Raw genomic sequence first — 16,048 nt, forward strand, 5'->3', positions numbered from 1 at the left:
CGGGGCGGGGGAGGGGACGTGGACCGCGAGCGTGGCGACCGGGGCCGCCGGCTCCTGGACGGCCTCATCGCCCTGGCCCTGCTGGTGATCGGGCTGGCCGGCACCGCGCCGGCCGGCCTCAACCAGGGCGTGGGGATCGGCCGGGCCACCTATCCGCTGGTCGTGGTGGCCGCGCTCGCGGTGGCCGTCCGCCGGCGCTGGCCGCTGGCCACCCTGGCCGTGGTCACCGCGGCGAGCACCGCGTACCTGGTGCTCGGCTACCCGTACGGCCCGATCCTGCTGTCGTTCCTCGTCGCTGTCTACACCACGGCCGCGCACCGGCCGGTGCGGGTCGCGGCGGTGGCCAACGGCGTGGCCCTGCTCGTGCTGCTCACGCACGTCTTCGTCGGGGTGCGCCCGCCCGGCCTGGTCGGACTCATGCCGGCCGCCGCCTGGGTGGTGGTGCCGTTCGCCGTGGGGGTCACCGTGCGGCTGGGCCGGGAGAACGCGGCGCGCAGCCGCACCGACGAGGCGCGCCGGCTGGCCGACGCCGAGCGGCTGCGGGTGGCGCGGGAGGTGCACGACGTGGTCGGGCACGGGCTCGCCGCCATCCACCTGCAGGCCGAGATCGCCCTGCACCTGCTGGCCCGCAAGCCCGAGCAGGCCGAGGCGGCGCTCACCGCGATCAGCCGGACCAGCAAGGAGGCGCTCGACGAGTTGCGGGTGACGCTGACCGTGGTCCGCCGCGACGAGGCCGCCGACGAGCGCGCCCCCGCGCCCGGGCTGGCCCAGCTCCCGCAGTTGCGCGAGCGGCTGGCCGGCGCCGGGCTCCCGGTCACCGTCGAGGTGGAGGGGGCGCCGCGCCCGCTCCCGGTCGCCGCGGACCTGGCCGCCTACCGGGTGGTGCAGGAGGCGCTGACCAACGTGCTGCGGCACGCCGGCCCGGCCACCGCCACCGTCCGGTTGCGGTACGCGCCCACCGAGGTCGCCGTGGAGGTCACCGACACCGGCCGCGGCGCGGCCGCGCCGGCGGGCCGGGCCGGTGGGTACGGGCTGGCCGGCATGCGGGAGCGGGTCACCGCGCTCGGCGGTTCGTTCACCGCCGGCCCCGCCTCCGCCGGCGGCTTCCGGGTGTCGGCCACACTGCCCGTGGAGGAGGTCACATGATCCGGGTGCTGCTCGCCGACGACCAGGACCTGGTCCGGATCGGGCTGCGCGCCCTGGTGGAGAGCGAGGACGACCTCACCGTGGTCGGCGAGGCCGCCGACGGGCTCGCCGCCGTCGAGGCGGCCCGCCGGGAACGCCCCGACGTGGTGCTCATGGACGTGCGGATGCCCGGCGTCGACGGCATCGAGGCGACCCGTCGGATCGTCGCCGACCCAGCGCTGACCGGTACCCGGGTGGTCGTGCTGACCACCTTCGAACTGGACGAGTACGTCTTCGACGCGCTCCGGCACGGTGCCAGCGGCTTCCTCACCAAGGACACCCGCCCGGCCGAGCTGCTGCGGGCGATCCGGCTGGTCGCCGAGGGGGAGGCACTGCTCTCCCCGTCGGTGACCCGGCGGGTGGTGCGGGAGTTCGCCACCCGGCCGGCCCGGGTGCCCCGCCCGCACCCCCGGCTCGGGACCCTCACCGACCGGGAACGCGAGGTGGTGGGGCTGGTCGGCGAGGGGCTGAGCAACGTCGAGATCGCCGAGCGGCTGGTGGTCAGCCCGGCCACCGCGCGGACCCACGTCAGCCGGGCCATGGTCAAGCTGGGCGCCCGGGACCGGGCTCAGCTGGTGGTCTTCGCGTACCAGTCGGGCCTGGTCGCGTCGTGATCGACCGGCGGCGCGGGCGGTCGTGATCTCCTGGTGGGGGTCGGGCCGGCGGGAAGCAGTGCGAGGGCGGGACCGTTACCCTTGCGGGTAGCCGGACGTGTGCGTGCCGGCCGACTGTGCTCGCCAAACCGACAAACGGGATGTTCGCGTGTTTGACACCTTGAGTGACCGCCTGTCCGGGATCTTCACCAAGCTCCGTGGCAAGGGTCGGCTCACCGACGCCGACATCGACGCCACCGCGCGCGAGATCCGCATGGCGCTGCTGGAGGCCGACGTCGCCCTGCCGGTGGTCAAGGGCTTCATCGCGAACGTCAAGGAGCGGGCGCGCAGCGCCGAGGTCTCCCAGGCGCTCAACCCGGCCCAGCAGATCGTCAAGATCGTCAACGAGGAGCTGATCAACGTCCTCGGCGGCGAGGGGCGGCGGCTCCAGTTCGCCAAGCACCCGCCGACCGTGATCATGCTGGCCGGCCTCCAGGGCTCCGGCAAGACCACCCTCGCCGGCAAGCTGGCGCGCTGGCTCAAGGCCCAGGGCCACCAGCCGCTGCTGGTCGCCGCGGACCTCCAGCGCCCCAACGCCGTCGGGCAGCTCCAGGTGCTCGGTGGCCGGGCCGGCGTCGAGGTGTACGCCCCGGAGCCCGGCAACGGCGTCGGCAACCCCGTGCAGGTCGCGCGCGACTCGATCGAGCACGCCAAGCGGGCCGCCCGCGACATCGTCATCGTCGACACCGCCGGCCGGCTCGGCATCGACGCCGAGATGATGCAGCAGGCCGCGGACATCCGCGACGCGGTCCAGCCCGACGAGGTCATCTTCGTCATCGACGCGATGGTCGGTCAGGACGCGGTCCGCACCGCCGAGGCGTTCCGCGACGGCGTCGGCATCACCGGCGTGGTCCTCTCCAAGCTCGACGGCGACGCCCGCGGTGGTGCCGCGCTGTCGGTCCGGGAGGTCACCGGGCAGCCGATCCTGTTCGCCTCCACCGGCGAGAAGCTGGAGGACTTCGACGTCTTCCACCCCGACCGGATGGCCAGCCGGATCCTCGGCATGGGCGACGTCCTCACTCTGATCGAGCAGGCCGAGCAGGCCTTCGACGCCGATCAGAAGGAGAAGATGACCGCCAAGCTGATGGGCGGCGAGCAGTTCACCCTGGAGGACTTCCTCGACCAGCTCATCGCGGTCCGGCGGATGGGCCCGATCGCCAACGTGCTGGCCATGATGCCCGGCATGGGGCAGATGAAGGACCAGCTCGCCGAGCTGGACGACAAGCACTTCGACCGGGTCACCGCGATCATCCGGTCGATGACCCCGGCCGAGCGCACCACCCCGAAGATCATCAACGGCTCCCGCCGGGCCCGCATCGCGAGCGGGTCCGGGGTCACCGTGATGGACGTCAACCAGCTGCTCAACCGCTTCGCCGACGCGCAGAAGATGATGAAGCAGATGGGCGGCATGATGGGCCTGCCCGGTGGCGGCCGGCGCAAGGCGACCAAGTCGCCGAAGAACAAGCGCAAGGGCACCAAGGGCGGCGGGCGGCCGCGCACCGGCGCCGGGGTGCCGGGCGGCTTCCCGGGCGGCATGCCGCAGCTCCCGCCGGGGCTGGACCCGGGCGACCTGGCCGGCGGCCAGGGCCTGCCGCCGGGCTTCAAGCTGCCGAAGATCGACTTCAACAAGCTCGGCAAGGGCGGTGACAAGGGTCCCCGCTGACCGCGTGCCGACGGCCCCGTCCCAACCCTGTGGGGCGGGGCCGTCGGCGTACCGCGGCGGGCTCGTGACGCGCTCGCGAGTGTGATCCGGTAGGACTGTGCACATGGCTCTGCATGTGCGCGGTGTGCTCCTGCCGGACGACGAGGTCCGGGACATCTGGCTGGTCGGCGACCGGGTCACCTTCGAACCGGTGCCCGGCGCCGAGACGGTCGTGGACGGCGGCTTCGTGCTGCCCGGCCTGACCGACGCCCACTGCCACATCGGCATCGCCCGCGGCGGCGCCCCGATCACCTCCCTCGACCAAGCCCGCGAGCTGGCCCGCACCGACCGGGACGCCGGGGTGCTGGCCATCCGCGACGCCGGCTCGCCGTACCCGTACCCGGAACTCGACGACGAGCCGGACCTGCCGCGGCTGGCCCGCGCCGGCCGGCATGTCGCGCCGCCGAAGCGCTACCTGCGCGACATCGGGGTGGAGGTCGGCGCGGCCGAGGTGGCCGCGACGGTCGCCGCGCAGGCCGCCGCCGGCAACGGCTGGGTCAAGCTGGTCGGCGACTGGATCGACCGCGGGGTGGGCGACCTCGCGCCGGCCTGGGACGCCGACACCCTGACCGCGGCGGTCGCCGCCGCGCACGCCGCCGGGGCACGCGCGGCCGTGCACACCTTCTCCGAGTCGGCCGTGGAGATCATGGTGCGGGCCGGGGTGGACTCGGTGGAGCACGGCACCGGGCTGAGCCTCGACCTGATCGACCTGATGGCCCGGCAGCGCACCGCGCTGGTGCCCACGATGATCAACATCCGTACCTTCGGCCACATCGCCGACCAGGCCCGCGCGAAGTTCCCCGGGTACGCCGACCACATGATCGCCCTGCGCGACCGCTTCCCCGAGGTGGTCCGCGCCGCGCACGAGGCGGGGGTGCCGATCTACGTGGGCACCGACGCGGGCGGTGGCATCGACCACGGGTTGGCCGCCGAGGAGATGCTGCTCCTGCACGAGCAGGCCGGCATGTCCGCCGAGGACGTTCTCGCGGCCGCCTCCTGGCGGGCCCGGGAGTGGCTCGGCTTCCCCGGCCTGGTCGAGGGTGGCCTGGCCGACCTGACCGTCTACCCCGAGGACCCGCGCCGCGACCTGCGCGTGGTCCGCGCCCCGTCCCGCATCGTCCTGCGCGGCCGCGTCCTCCCCTCTCCTCGTTGATCAGGAAGTGTGCGTCAGCGGACGGGTCATTCCGGACGCGAACTCCTTGATCAACCCGCTGGCCGGGTGGCCGCGGTGTGGAAGAGGTGCAGGGCCAGGTCGGCCAGTTGGTCGGCGGTGTCGTCGACGGGCGACTGGGGGAGCACGATGTGGCTGACCACCAGGCGGACGATGGTGTCGGCGGCGAACGCCAGGGCCGCCGGGTCGCCCTCCGGCAGGTACCGGCCGGCCCACTCCAGCAGAGCCGCGGACGACTCGGCGAGCACCAGCCCGGACCGGGTCGTCAGGTAGGGCAGCAGCTCGTCGGAGCCGCCCCGGGCGCTGGTCAGGATCGCCTTGACCAGCGGGTTGTCCGCGGCCGCGGCGAGGGTGTGCCGGATGGCCGCGTACGCCGCCGCCCGCACGTCGGGGCCGTGCGCCGCCAGGGCCGCCCGGACCTCGCCGACGAACCGGTCCACTTCGCGCCGGGCGAGCGCCTCGGCCAGGCCGGCCTTGCTGCCGAACTCGTTGTAGACGGTCTGCCGGCTCACCCCGGCGGCCTGCGCCACCCCGCCCATCCGCACGCCGTCCCAGCCGGCGGCGATCGCCTGCGCGCGGGCGGCGTCCACGATCGCGTCCCGCAGCCGTTGTTTCGACGCCTCCGGCTCGGCGCGTCGGACGCCGCGCGGCGACCCGGAGCCGTCGTTCGATGACTCCGGCTCGGCGCGTCGGACGCCGCGCGGCGGCCCGGAGCCGTCGTTCGGAAGCTCACCCATCGCCGTCGGAGTCTACGGTCGGGCGGCGCGACACGGCGTGCGCCGACTCCCGGGCGCAGCGGCGGCCCGCCCGGCGCATAGGATGTGCGGTCATGGCACGCGTGCTCACTCCCCGTGCGGAGGACTTTCCCCGCTGGTACCAGGACCTGATCGCCAAGGCGAAGCTGGCCGACAACGGCCCGGTGCGGGGCACCATGGTCATCCGACCGGCGGGCTACGCCATCTGGGAGCGGATGCAGGCCGAGATGGACGCCCGGATCAAGGCGGCCGGCGCGGAGAACGCGTACTTCCCGCTCTTCATCCCCGAGAGCTACCTCAAGCGCGAGGCCGAGCACGTCGAGGGCTTCTCGCCGGAGCTGGCCGTGGTCACCCACGGTGGTGGCAAGCAGCTCGCCGAGCCGGTGGTGGTCCGCCCCACCAGCGAGACGGTGATCGGCGAGTTCATGGCCAAGTGGATCGACTCCTACCGGGACCTGCCGCTGCTGCTGAACCAGTGGGCGAACGTGGTCCGCTGGGAGCTGCGCCCCCGGATCTTCCTGCGTACCAGCGAGTTCCTCTGGCAGGAGGGGCACACCGCGCACGCCACCCGTGAGGACGCCCGGGCCTACGCCCGCCGGATCCTGCACGAGGCGTACGAGGACCTGATGGTCAACGTGCTCGGCATCCCGGTGGTGGTCGGCCTGAAGACGGCCCGCGAGCGCTTCGCGGGCGCGACCGCCACCTACACCTGCGAAGGCATGATGGGCGACGGCAAGGCGCTCCAGCTGGGCACCAGCCACGAGCTGGGCCAGAACTTCGCCAAGGCGTTCGACATCAGCTACTCCTCGGCCGAGGGCGGCCGGGAGCACGCGTGGACCACCTCCTGGGGCACCTCGACCCGGATGCTCGGTGGCCTGATCATGTGCCACGGCGACGACAACGGCCTGCGGGTGCCGCCGAAGCTGGCGCCGATCCAGGCGTACGTGATGATCGTCAAGGACGGCGAGGGCGTGGGCGAGGCGGCGGCCAAGCTCCGCGACGCGCTGCGCGACGCCGGGGTCCGGGTCGCGTTGGACGACCGGACCGACACCGCGTTCGGCCGCCGCGCCGTCGATGCCGAGCTGCGCGGCTACCCGGTGCGCGTCGAGGTCGGCCCCCGCGACCTGGCCGCCGGCAACGCGGTCGTGGTCCGGCGTACGGACGGCTCGAAGGCGCCGGTCGCGGTCGCCGACGTGGTGGGCGCGGTGCTCGCCGCGCTGGAGGCGGACCAGCAGGCGCTGCACGACCAGGCGCTGGCGTTCCGGCAGTCCCGCACCGTCGAGGTCGGCACGCTGGCCGAGGCGATCGAGGCGGCCTCCACCGGCTGGGCCAAGGTGCCGTGGTCGGCGGTCGGTGTCCAGGGCGAGGCCGAGGCGAACGGCCAGGGCGTCACCGTCCGGTGCCTGCTGCGGGCCGACGGCTCGGTGCCGGACTCCGAGGACGAACCCGACCTGGTCGCCGTCCTGGCCCGCGCCTACTGAGGTGCGGCCGGCCGGCCCGGCCGACCGGTTCGCGCCGGGTCGGCTGATCATGCACCGGAACGTGCGGCACGGCCGGATCGGCTGGGTCCGGCCGGCCCGCGTGGTGCGCGACGACGACCGGGGCCTGCTGCTCTGGGTGGCCCGGAACACGCCGGTGGCGCACGAGGTGACCGAGGCGGGGCTGGGCATGCGGGCGGTGCCCTTCGCCGAGTGGATCACCTCCACCTACCGGCTGGCCCGGGGGCGCTGGAGCGGACCGCCGGTGCTGAAGTTCCTGCCCACCGGCGCGGCCCACTCGGTCTGGTGGTTCCGGGACGAGCGGGGCCGCTTCCAGAACTGGTACGTCAACCTGGAGGAGCCCGGCGTCCGCTGGGACGACGGCGCGGTCGCCGGGGTGGACATGGTCGACCAGGACCTCGACGTGGTGGTCCACTTCGACCTGAGCTGGGAGTGGAAGGACGAGGACGAGTTCGTCGAGCGCCTCGCCTTTCCCGGGCACTACTGGGTCACCGACGAGAAGGCGGTCCGGGCCGAGGGGGAGCGGGTGATCCGGATCGCCGAGGCCGGCGAGTTCCCCTTCGACGGCACCTGGTGCGACTTCACCCCGCCCGCCGACTGGGACGTACCGGACGAACTGCCGCCCGGCTGGGATCGCCCGCCGGTGCGCTGAACCCGTGTCGTTCGTCACCGTGGTGGGCGACCCGGGTGAGCTGTCCGGGTCCGGTGTGAGAGATCGGGTCCGGACATGGCAGAATGGGTCGCTGGTATCCGGCGCGCGTCCGGCGCCCTCTAACCCGGGCGCGTCGCCAGTTAACCGAGCAGTCTCCGGCCCAAACCCCACTGTGCCGGTCGGCGCTCACCCGCCACACCGCCCGTACCGGGCCGGTGAGATCGCAACAGGAGCGAAACAACTGTGGCCGTAAAGATCCGGCTCCTGCGGATGGGCAAGATCCGCAACCCGCAGTACCGCATCGTCGTCGCCGACTCGCGCACCAAGCGTGACGGTCGCGCGATCGAGTTCGTCGGTGTGTACCAGCCGAAGGAGGACCCTTCGGTGATCGAGGTCAAGTCGGAGCGGGTCCAGTACTGGCTGTCGGTCGGCGCGCAGCCGAGCGAGGCCGTGCAGCGCCTGCTGGAGCTGACCGGTGACTGGCAGAAGTTCAAGGGCCTGCCGGCCCCGCCGCCGCTGAAGGTCGCCCCGGAGCGGGCCGACCGCAAGGCGGCGTACGAGGCCGAGGCGAAGGCCGCCGCCGGCGTGGCGGAGACCCCGGCGCCGGCCAAGAAGGCCGCCAAGGCCCAGGCCCCGGCTGCCGAGGCCGAGGCGCCGAAGGCCGAGGAGCAGACCGGTGCCGAGTCCGGCGAGCAGGCCTGACATGGCGCTGCGTCCCGCCCTGGAGCACCTGGTCAAGGGGATCGTCGACCACCCGGACGACGTCCGGGTGCGCATGGTCGACTCCCGTCGGGGCAAGCGGCTCGAGGTCCGCGTGCACCCGGAGGACCTCGGCACGGTGATCGGGCGGTCCGGTCGGACCGCCAAGGCGCTGCGCCAGGTGATCGGCTCCATCGGTGGGCGCGGGGTGCGCGTCGACATCGTCGACTCGTACTGATGCTTCTCATCGTCGGCCGGATCGGCAAGCCGCACGGCATCCGCGGTGAGGTCACCGTGGAGGTGCGGACCGATGAGCCCGAAGCACGGTTCGCGCCAGGGTCGGTGCTGGTCACCGACCCTGGCGCGGTCGCGCCCCCGGAGCCCGGCGCCTACCGGGTGCCGGACAAGCTGACCATCGAGTCCGCCCGTTGGCACCAGGGGCGGCTGCTGGTCGCCTTCGAGGGCGTGCTGGACCGCGACGCCGCCGAGGCGCTGCGCGGCACCCTGCTCGGCGTGGACAGCGCCGACGTCGCCGCGCCCGAGGACCCGGAGGAGTTCCTCGACCACCAGTTGGTCGGCCTGGCCGTGGTGACCCCGGCCGGCGAGCGGCTGGGCGAGGTGGCCCGGATCGACCACGCCCCCGCCTCCGACCTGCTGGTGCTGCGGCGTCCCGACGGGCGGAGCGCGCTCATCCCGTTCGTCAAGGCGATCGTGCCCGAGGTCGACCTGCCGGGCGGCCGCGTGGTGGTGGAGCCGCCCGCGGGGCTGCTCGACCTCTGACTGGAGCCACGCCCTGATGCGTGTCGACATCGTGTCGATCTTCCCCGAGTACTTCGCCCCGCTGGACCTGTCGCTGATCGGCAAGGCTCGGGCGAGCGGCACGCTGCGGCTGGCCGTACACGATCTGCGGACCTGGACCCACGACGTGCACCGCACGGTCGACGACACCCCCTACGGCGGCGGGCCCGGCATGGTGATGCGGCCGGAGCCGTGGGGCGAGGCGCTCGACGCCCTGGCCCCCCACGAGCTGAGCCCGGACGGGCACACCCTGCCCCGGCTACTCGTCCCCTCGCCGGCCGGCGTCCCGTTCACCCAGGCCATGGCGCACGAGCTGGCCGCCGAGTCGCACCTCCTCTTCGCCTGCGGCCGCTACGAGGGCATCGACCAGCGGGTGCTCGACCACGCGGCGGGCCGGATGCGGGTGACCGAGGTGTCCCTCGGCGACTACGTGCTCTTCGGTGGCGAGGTGGCCGTGCTGGTCATCCTGGAGGCGGTCACCCGGCTGCTGCCCGGGGTGCTCGGCAACGCCGGCTCGCTGGACGAGGAGTCGCACGCCCACGGGCTGCTGGAAGCCCCGATGTACACCAAGCCGGCGAACTGGCGCGGGCACGAGGTGCCCGAGGTGCTCCGCTCCGGCGACCACGGGAGGATCGCCCGCTGGCGGCGCGACGAGGCGCTGCTGCGGACGGCGGCCCGGCGCCCCGACATGATCGCCGCGCTGCACCCGGAGAGCCTGGACAGGCGGGACCGGGCGGCACTGGACCGGGGTGGATTTCAGCCGCGGCCGGAGGATGTGGCAAAGTAGAGGGGTTGCCGCATCCGCCCACGCCGTGGGCGGCTGCGAGGACCCTCGACCGGGGTCGGCGTCGCCGGCCACCACCCGGGGGTCAGAATCACCCATCCGCGCATCGACTGACGGTGCGCCGTGAGCCTCACGAGGACGCAGCGATGAACATCCTGGACGCCCTTGACGCCCAGTCGAAGCGCGTTGACCTGCCCGACTTCCGCGCCGGTGACACCGTCAAGGTGCACGCGCGGGTTGTCGAGGGCAACCGGTCCCGGGTCCAGATCTTCCAGGGCGTCGTCATCCGCCGCCAGGGTGACGGTCTGCGCGAGACCTTCTCGGTCCGCAAGGTCAGCTTCGGGGTGGGTGTGGAGCGGACCTACCCGCTGAACAGCCCGGCCCTCGACCGGATCGAGGTCGTGACCCGCGGTGACGTGCGGCGCGCCAAGCTCTACTACCTGCGCGAGCTGCGGGGCAAGAAGGCCAAGATCAAGGAGCTGCGCGAGAAGCAGCCGGCGAGCTGAATTTTCGTTCGCCACGCCGCCGAGCTGCGCGGATGTCGTATCGACAGGATCGCATTACCCTGTTCGTTGCGGGCGCAGCCGGACGGCGCGAAGCGGTCCACTACCGCCCGTGGGGTCTCCGAGGGGACTCCCGGGCGGTAGTGGCGTTTCCGCGGACCGGAGAGTGGCATGGTGCAGATGCTTGACGAGGACGGCACCGTCGACCCGTGGCGCCGGCGAGCCCGGCGCACCCGTCGGCAGATGCCGCTCTGGCAGGAACTGCCCCTGCTCCTCGTCGTGGCCTTCTGCCTCGCGGTGCTGATCCGCACCTTCCTGCTCCAGGCGTTCTTCATCCCGTCCGGGTCGATGGAGAACACCCTGCTCATCGGCGACCGGGTGCTGGTCAACAAGGTCGTCTACGACGTCCGCGACCCGGTCCGCGGCGAGGTCGTGGTCTTCCGCGGCACGGACAGGTGGGTCGCCCAGGAGGCCCCCGCGCCGCCGACCAACTTCGCCGGCAAGGTCGGCCGCACCCTCGGCGACCTGGTCGGCATCAGCCGCCCCGGCGAGAAGGACTTCATCAAGCGGGTCATCGGGGTGCCCGGCGACCGGGTCTGGTGCTGCGACAAGGGTCGCGTCGTGGTCAACGGCGTGCCGCTGGACGAGCGGGGATACGTCTCCGAGGACTCGCCGGTCGATCTGCCGCCGAATCCGAAGGAGTGCCGCTCCCGGCAGTTCACCGAGATCGTCGTGCCGCCGGGGCAGATCTTCGTGATGGGCGACCACCGGCTGGTCTCGCAGGACGCCCGGTGCCAGGGTCCTGTGCCGATCGACAACGTGGTCGGCCGCGCCTTCATGATCGTCTGGCCGTCCCAGCGATGGACCACCCTGCCGGTCCCGGAGACCTTCGCCGACCTGCCGCGACCCAACGCCGCGCCGGCCCGGCCCGCCCCGGTGGATCCCGACCCGGTGGGCGGCGTCGTCCTCATCCTCCCGGTCACGGCCACGCTCTCCGTTCTCGCGCGTTCGGGGCGACTGCGCCACGGCCGGCAACGTAGGCTCCACCCGTGATTGACGAGCAGACCGAGAAGCCGCGCAGCTCCTTCTGGAAGGAGCTGCCCATCCTCCTGGGCGTGGCGATCCTGGTCGCAGTGCTGGTTCGTGCCTTCGTGCTGCAGACCTTCTTCATCCCCTCGCCGTCCATGGAGAACACCCTCAAGATCGACGATCGGGTGCTGGTCAACAAGCTGGTCTACGACTTCCGCTCGCCGCACCGGGGCGAGGTGATCGTCTTCAAGGCGCCCACCGAGTGGAGCGGCAATCCGGAGGGCGAGGACTTCATCAAGCGGGTGATCGGGGTCGGTGGCGACCATGTGGTCTGCTGCGACCGCACCGGCCCGCAGGAACGGCTGATCATCAACGGCAAGGCGATCGACGAGCCGTTCATCTTCCCCGGCAACAAGCCCGCCGACCAGGACTTCGACGTCACCGTGCCGAAGGGCCGGCTCTGGGTGATGGGCGACCACCGGGAGGCCTCCGGGGACTCGCTGGAGCATTGGCAGCAGTCCGGCGAGGACATCACCGAGGCCACCATCCCCGAGGACCAGGTGGTCGGGCGTGCCTTCACGATCTTCTGGCCGGTCGGCCGGGCGACCTGGCTCAGCGTGCCGAAGCAGTTCGACGGCATCCCCAATCCCTGACCCGGAGGGCGTGGGCGTTCGTCGGAGGCGTCTGGCAGGCTTGGGCGGTGACCGTCTACACCCCTCGTCGTGCGGCCCGGGTGCTGCTCGTCGACGCGTCCGACCGGGTGCTGCTGTTCGAGGGCAGTGATCCGGCCCGGCCGGGCCACCGCTACTGGTTCACTCCGGGCGGCGGCCTCGACCCGGGCGAGACCCCGGCCACGGGCGCGGCCCGCGAGCTGGCCGAGGAGACCGGGCTGCGGCTCGCCCCGGCCGAGCTGGGCCCGCCGGTCTGGGCCGAGACGGTCGAGTTCCCGTTCGACGGGGTCTGGTACCGGCAGGAGCAGGAGTTCTTCCTGGTCCGGGTGCCCAGCTGGGAGGTCGACACGGCGGGCTTCGACGAGATCGAGCAGGCCAGCGTGCACGGCCACCGCTGGTGGTCGGTCGACGAGCTGGCCGGGACGCCCGAGCGCTACTACCCGCCGGACCTGCCGGACCGCCTCGCCCGGGCGCTCGCCGGAGGTGGCCCGTGCTGACCCCGCCGCGCACCGTGGTGCGGCGCGACGGCGGCCTCTACGCGCTGGAGCGGGCCCTGCAACGGCGCGGCTTCCGGCACGTGGCCGGCGCCGACGAGGCCGGCCGGGGCGCCTGCGCGGGGCCGCTGGTGGCCGCCGCCGCGGTGCTGCCCGAGGGGCGGCGCGGCGAGATCGACGAGCTGGCCGACTCCAAGCTGCTCACCCCGGCGGCCCGGGAGCGGGTCTACGACGAGGTGGTGGCGCGGGCCCTGGCGTACGCCGTGGTGGTCATCCCCGCCGACGAGGTCGACGCGCGCGGGCTGCACGTGTGCAACCTGGCCGCCATGCGCCGGGCGCTCGCCTCGCTGAGCACCCGCCCGGAATACGTGCTGACCGACGGCTTCGGCGTGGACGGGCTGGATGTGCCCGGGCTGGCGGTCTGGAAGGGGGACCGGGTGGCCGCCTGTGTGGCGGCGGCGAGCGTGCTGGCCAAGGTCACCCGGGACCGGATCATGGTGGAGCTGGACGAGCGGTACCCGGGCTACGGCTTCGCCGAGCACAAGGGCTACATCACCCCGGAGCACAGCGCCGCGCTGCGCGAGCTGGGGCCCTGCCGGGAGCACCGCTTCTCGTACGTGAACGTGGCCACCGTCTCCGGACGGGACGGGCGGCCGCCCCGCTCCCGCCGGCCGGCTGCCGGCAGCCCCGACGAGGCGCTCTTCGGCGCCCCGGAGGATGCCTTCGCCGATGGCCGGGACGAGCCGATGGAGCGCTCCGGCGCGCCAGGGGGTACCGTCGGCGTGGCGTTGGGCGAGCAGCCGCGACCTCCGGCGCCGGTGGGGGAAGATGTGGTCATGGAAGGCGGAGTGCGATGAGCGCGGAAGATCTCGAGAAGTACGAGACCGAGATGGAGCTGCAGCTCTACCGGGAGTACCGCGACATTGTCCGCCAGTTCTCCTACGTGGTGGAGACCGAGCGCCGCTTCTACCTGGCGAACCAGGTCGACCTGCACGTGCGTAACTCGGACGGCGAGGTCTACTTCGAGGTCGAGATGCACGACGCCTGGGTGTGGGACATGTACCGCCCCGCCCGGTTTGTCAAGAATGTCCGGGTAATGACGTTCAAGGACGTCAATGTGGAAGAGCTCGAAAAGCCCGACATCTCGCTTCCCGCAGACTCCGGATTCGGCGGCTGACCCGGGCCGGCGGGCCGGCCGGCCCGCCGCCCGAGGCGGATCACTCCGCCAGCACGACCACCTCGACCCGCTGCACCAGGTTGTTCGCGAACCCGCCCCGGTTCCACGGCTGCTCGACCGGCTGGGTGCGCCCGGAGGCGTCGACCGCCCGGGCGCCCAGCACGTGCCGCCCCGGCGTCGCCCGCCACGACACCTGCCACCGCCGCCACGCCCACGCGCCCCCGGTGTGCTCGTCCAGCGTCGCCGGCACCCACGTCGTACCGCCGTCGAAGGTCACCTCGACGGCCGTCACCGGCGCGTGCCCCGACCAGGCCCGACCGTCCACGGTGCACGGCCCCGGCCGCAGCACCCGGGTCCGTGACATGAAGTCCGGGAAGCCCGGCGGGCGGACCAGGGCGCGGGGCTCGATCCGGGTCACCGGCACGCCCGGGTCGTCGGCGTCCTGCCGAAGCCGGTACGCCACCGCGTTCTGGTAGCCGTCGAACGGCTCGGTCAGCACCCGGACGTCGCGCAGCCACTTGACGTGCGCCATGCCGTACCAGCCGGGCACGATCAGCCGCAGCGGCGCGCCGTGCTGCGGCAGCAGGGGAGCGCCGTTCATCTCGTACGCCAGCAGCACCTCCTCGCGCAGCGCGTCCGCCACCGGCAGCGCCCGCTGGTAGTCCTGCTCGACGCCGCGCTCCACCCCGTGGTCGGCGCCGGTGAAGACCACGTCCACCGCGTCGTCGGCCAGCCCGGCCTCGCGCAGCAGCGGGGCCAGCGGGGTGCCGGTCCACTCGGCGTTGCCCACCGCCTCCACCAGCCACGGCTGGCTGACCGGGCGGGGGTGCAGCAGCGCGCGGCCGTTCCCCGCGCACTCCAGGGTGACCCGGTGGGTGACCCGGGGCCGCTCCCGCAGCGCCGCCAGGTCGAGGCGGAGCGGACGGTCGACCGCGCCGCCCACGGTCAGCGCGTGGGCCGCCGGGTCGACGTCCGGGATGTCGTAGTGGATGAGCAGGTAGTGCAGGCCCGCCGGGGTCACGTCGTAGCGCAGCGCCTCCAGCGGGATGCCGTGGTTGCGCGCGGCCAACTGGAGTTCCTCGGCACTGATCGCCTCGTCCGGCTCCGCGACCCGGGAGGGCCGGCTGACGTCGTCCACAGTGGTCATGTCGCTGCTCCTCGGCTGGCTCACGGATGGGTCAGGCGGTCGGAGCCGGTGAAGTCGAACATCGCCGCGCCCGGCTCCAGCGGGCGGGGCGGGCCGGTGAAGCGGTGCACGCCGACGCCCACCCCGTCGGCCGGGCTGCTCACCGTGACCGGCGCGAAGCCCTCCTCGGCGAACCAGTCGCAGATCGCGGGCACCAGGTCCGGTTCGCGGCGGTGCCGGGTCCAGAAGACCGTGCCGCCGGTGGCGCAGAGCGAGGCGCAGTGCCGCACGGTCGCCCGGATGTCGGCGTCGGTGATGTTGCCGAAGATCCCGCAGGCCAGGACGAGGTCCGCCGGCACGAGACCGGCGTACCGGTCGGTCAGCGCCGCGTCCCCGACCACCACCTGCACGCCGGTCAGCCCCGCCTCGGCGGCGGCGCGCCGGGCCACCTCGGCGTTGCGCGGGTCCAGCTCGACCAGGCGGGCCGTCACGTCGCGGCCGCGAGGGTGGGCGGCCAGCACCGGGATCAGGTCCCGGCCCTGGCCCGCGCAGAGGCTGATCGCCCGCAGCGGCCCGGGCGGCGCGCTGTCCAGCGCCTCCGCGATGCGGTCCCGCACCTCGGCGAGCCGTCGGGACAGGGCGGAGTCCGGCTGGTCGTAGTCGGTGTGCCAGGCGTACCAGTCCTTCGTCACGCGGCCAGCATAGGCGGGGCGCCGGTAGCAGATCCGTCCCGCGCGTGGGGGTGCGTCCACAGGTGGGCGGTTGTCCACAATGGCGAAGGTCGGGTGGTCGCGGGGGCGGTGCGGGGGCCGGCAGAGTGCGGGGCGTGTGGATCCTGTCGAACCGGGCCGGGGCGGCCCTCGTGACGGTGGTACTCGTCGCCCCCGACCTGGCGGTTGCCCGTCCGGCGCCGGCCGGTGTCGGGGCGGTGTCCGTGGCCCGGCCGTCTGCGGCGTCGTCGCCTGATGCTGCGGTGCGTGGGGCAACGGTTCTCGTCCGTTGGCGGCCGAGCCGGTCGCCGTCCGCGGCTCCGGCGCCGCCCGGACCGGCTGCGGTCCCGTCCGTTCGGGCGCGCGCCGGGATGGCGTCGTCCACGGGCCCGGTCGGGGTGGTGCCCCCGCCGGGGCCACCCGGGGCGTCGGCCGCCGCG

At 73.5% G+C, this 16,048-nt stretch carries 19 protein-coding genes; 16 read left to right on the plus strand and 3 right to left on the minus strand.

What is annotated here, in order from left to right; genetic code table 11:
* The 4 genes from B0E53_RS20975 to B0E53_RS20990 form a co-directional block, all read left to right on the plus strand.
* A partial coding sequence (locus B0E53_RS20975) for a histidine kinase (protein ID WP_348639670.1) occupies positions 1-1,146 on the plus strand: 1,146 nt, incomplete at its 5' end.
* On the plus strand, positions 1,143-1,799 hold the full coding sequence (locus B0E53_RS20980; protein WP_107077624.1) for a response regulator transcription factor: 657 nt from the start codon (positions 1,143-1,145) through the stop codon (positions 1,797-1,799). The genes B0E53_RS20975 and B0E53_RS20980, both read left to right, overlap by 4 nt.
* A 148-nt stretch (positions 1,800-1,947) precedes the next feature.
* Positions 1,948-3,501, plus strand: coding sequence for a signal recognition particle protein (gene ffh / locus B0E53_RS20985; protein WP_107077625.1), 1,554 nt, complete (start codon positions 1,948-1,950; stop codon positions 3,499-3,501).
* A gap of 103 nt (positions 3,502-3,604) precedes the next feature.
* Entirely contained in the window at positions 3,605-4,693 is a 1,089-nt protein-coding gene (locus B0E53_RS20990) for an amidohydrolase family protein (protein WP_107077626.1), read from the plus strand.
* A gap of 50 nt (positions 4,694-4,743) precedes the next feature.
* Here B0E53_RS20990 and B0E53_RS20995 read toward each other — a convergent pair whose 3' ends face one another.
* The gene (locus B0E53_RS20995) at positions 4,744-5,316 is read right to left on the minus strand and encodes a TetR family transcriptional regulator (protein ID WP_246835523.1); all 573 of its coding nucleotides are present in this window, start codon (positions 5,314-5,316) and stop codon (positions 4,744-4,746) included.
* A gap of 224 nt (positions 5,317-5,540) precedes the next feature.
* Between B0E53_RS20995 and proS the strand changes: the two genes are divergently transcribed.
* The 12 genes from proS to B0E53_RS21055 all read left to right on the plus strand — a co-directional run bounded on the left by proS (position 5,541) and on the right by B0E53_RS21055 (position 13,772).
* Positions 5,541-6,947 (plus strand): proline--tRNA ligase, encoded by a 1,407-nt coding sequence (gene proS, locus B0E53_RS21000; protein ID WP_107077628.1) that lies wholly within the window; start codon positions 5,541-5,543, stop codon positions 6,945-6,947.
* Positions 6,948-6,996: 49 nt separating this feature from the next.
* Positions 6,997-7,617 (plus strand): DUF402 domain-containing protein, encoded by a 621-nt coding sequence (locus B0E53_RS21005; RefSeq protein ID WP_107077638.1) that lies wholly within the window; start codon positions 6,997-6,999, stop codon positions 7,615-7,617.
* Positions 7,618-7,860: 243 nt separating this feature from the next.
* Entirely contained in the window at positions 7,861-8,319 is a 459-nt protein-coding gene (rpsP, locus tag B0E53_RS21010) for a 30S ribosomal protein S16 (protein ID WP_091312409.1), read from the plus strand.
* Positions 8,294-8,554 carry an RNA-binding protein gene (locus B0E53_RS21015; RefSeq protein WP_030500803.1) on the plus strand — a complete coding sequence of 87 codons (261 nt, stop codon included), beginning with the start codon at positions 8,294-8,296 and terminating at the stop codon, positions 8,552-8,554. Before rpsP ends, B0E53_RS21015 begins: the two co-directional genes overlap by 26 nt.
* Positions 8,554-9,096, plus strand: a complete 543-nt coding sequence (gene rimM, locus B0E53_RS21020; RefSeq protein WP_107077629.1) for a ribosome maturation factor RimM — start codon at positions 8,554-8,556, stop codon at positions 9,094-9,096. Before B0E53_RS21015 ends, rimM begins: the two co-directional genes overlap by 1 nt.
* A gap of 16 nt (positions 9,097-9,112) precedes the next feature.
* Entirely contained in the window at positions 9,113-9,901 is a 789-nt protein-coding gene (gene trmD, locus B0E53_RS21025) for a tRNA (guanosine(37)-N1)-methyltransferase TrmD (protein WP_107077630.1), read from the plus strand.
* A gap of 143 nt (positions 9,902-10,044) precedes the next feature.
* Complete coding sequence (gene rplS, locus B0E53_RS21030) at positions 10,045-10,404, plus strand: 50S ribosomal protein L19 (RefSeq protein ID WP_107077631.1); 360 nt, start codon at positions 10,045-10,047, stop codon at positions 10,402-10,404.
* Between the two features lie 168 nt (positions 10,405-10,572).
* Complete coding sequence (gene lepB, locus B0E53_RS21035) at positions 10,573-11,454, plus strand: signal peptidase I (RefSeq protein WP_107077632.1); 882 nt, start codon at positions 10,573-10,575, stop codon at positions 11,452-11,454.
* Positions 11,451-12,083: a signal peptidase I gene (lepB, locus tag B0E53_RS21040; protein WP_107077633.1), complete on the plus strand. Its 633-nt coding sequence runs from the start codon at positions 11,451-11,453 to the stop codon at positions 12,081-12,083. Before lepB (B0E53_RS21035) ends, lepB (B0E53_RS21040) begins: the two co-directional genes overlap by 4 nt.
* A gap of 47 nt (positions 12,084-12,130) precedes the next feature.
* Complete coding sequence (locus B0E53_RS21045) at positions 12,131-12,598, plus strand: NUDIX hydrolase (protein ID WP_107077634.1); 468 nt, start codon at positions 12,131-12,133, stop codon at positions 12,596-12,598.
* Positions 12,592-13,452 carry a ribonuclease HII gene (locus B0E53_RS21050; RefSeq protein WP_107077635.1) on the plus strand — a complete coding sequence of 287 codons (861 nt, stop codon included), beginning with the start codon at positions 12,592-12,594 and terminating at the stop codon, positions 13,450-13,452. The genes B0E53_RS21045 and B0E53_RS21050 overlap by 7 nt, the downstream gene beginning before the upstream one ends.
* Positions 13,449-13,772, plus strand: a complete 324-nt coding sequence (locus B0E53_RS21055; protein ID WP_007075222.1) for a DUF2469 domain-containing protein — start codon at positions 13,449-13,451, stop codon at positions 13,770-13,772. Before B0E53_RS21050 ends, B0E53_RS21055 begins: the two co-directional genes overlap by 4 nt.
* A gap of 40 nt (positions 13,773-13,812) precedes the next feature.
* Here B0E53_RS21055 and B0E53_RS21060 read toward each other — a convergent pair whose 3' ends face one another.
* Complete coding sequence (locus B0E53_RS21060; RefSeq protein WP_107077636.1) at positions 13,813-14,919, minus strand: sulfite oxidase; 1,107 nt, start codon at positions 14,917-14,919, stop codon at positions 13,813-13,815.
* Between the two features lie 20 nt (positions 14,920-14,939).
* On the minus strand, positions 14,940-15,590 hold the full coding sequence (locus tag B0E53_RS21065) for a class I SAM-dependent methyltransferase (protein WP_107077637.1): 651 nt from the start codon (positions 15,588-15,590) through the stop codon (positions 14,940-14,942).
* Positions 15,591-16,048 lie beyond the last annotated feature (458 nt).

The sequence above is a fragment of the Micromonospora sp. MH33 genome (assembly GCF_003013775.1).
GTDB classification, from domain to species: Bacteria; Actinomycetota; Actinomycetes; order Mycobacteriales; family Micromonosporaceae; genus Micromonospora; species Micromonospora fulviviridis.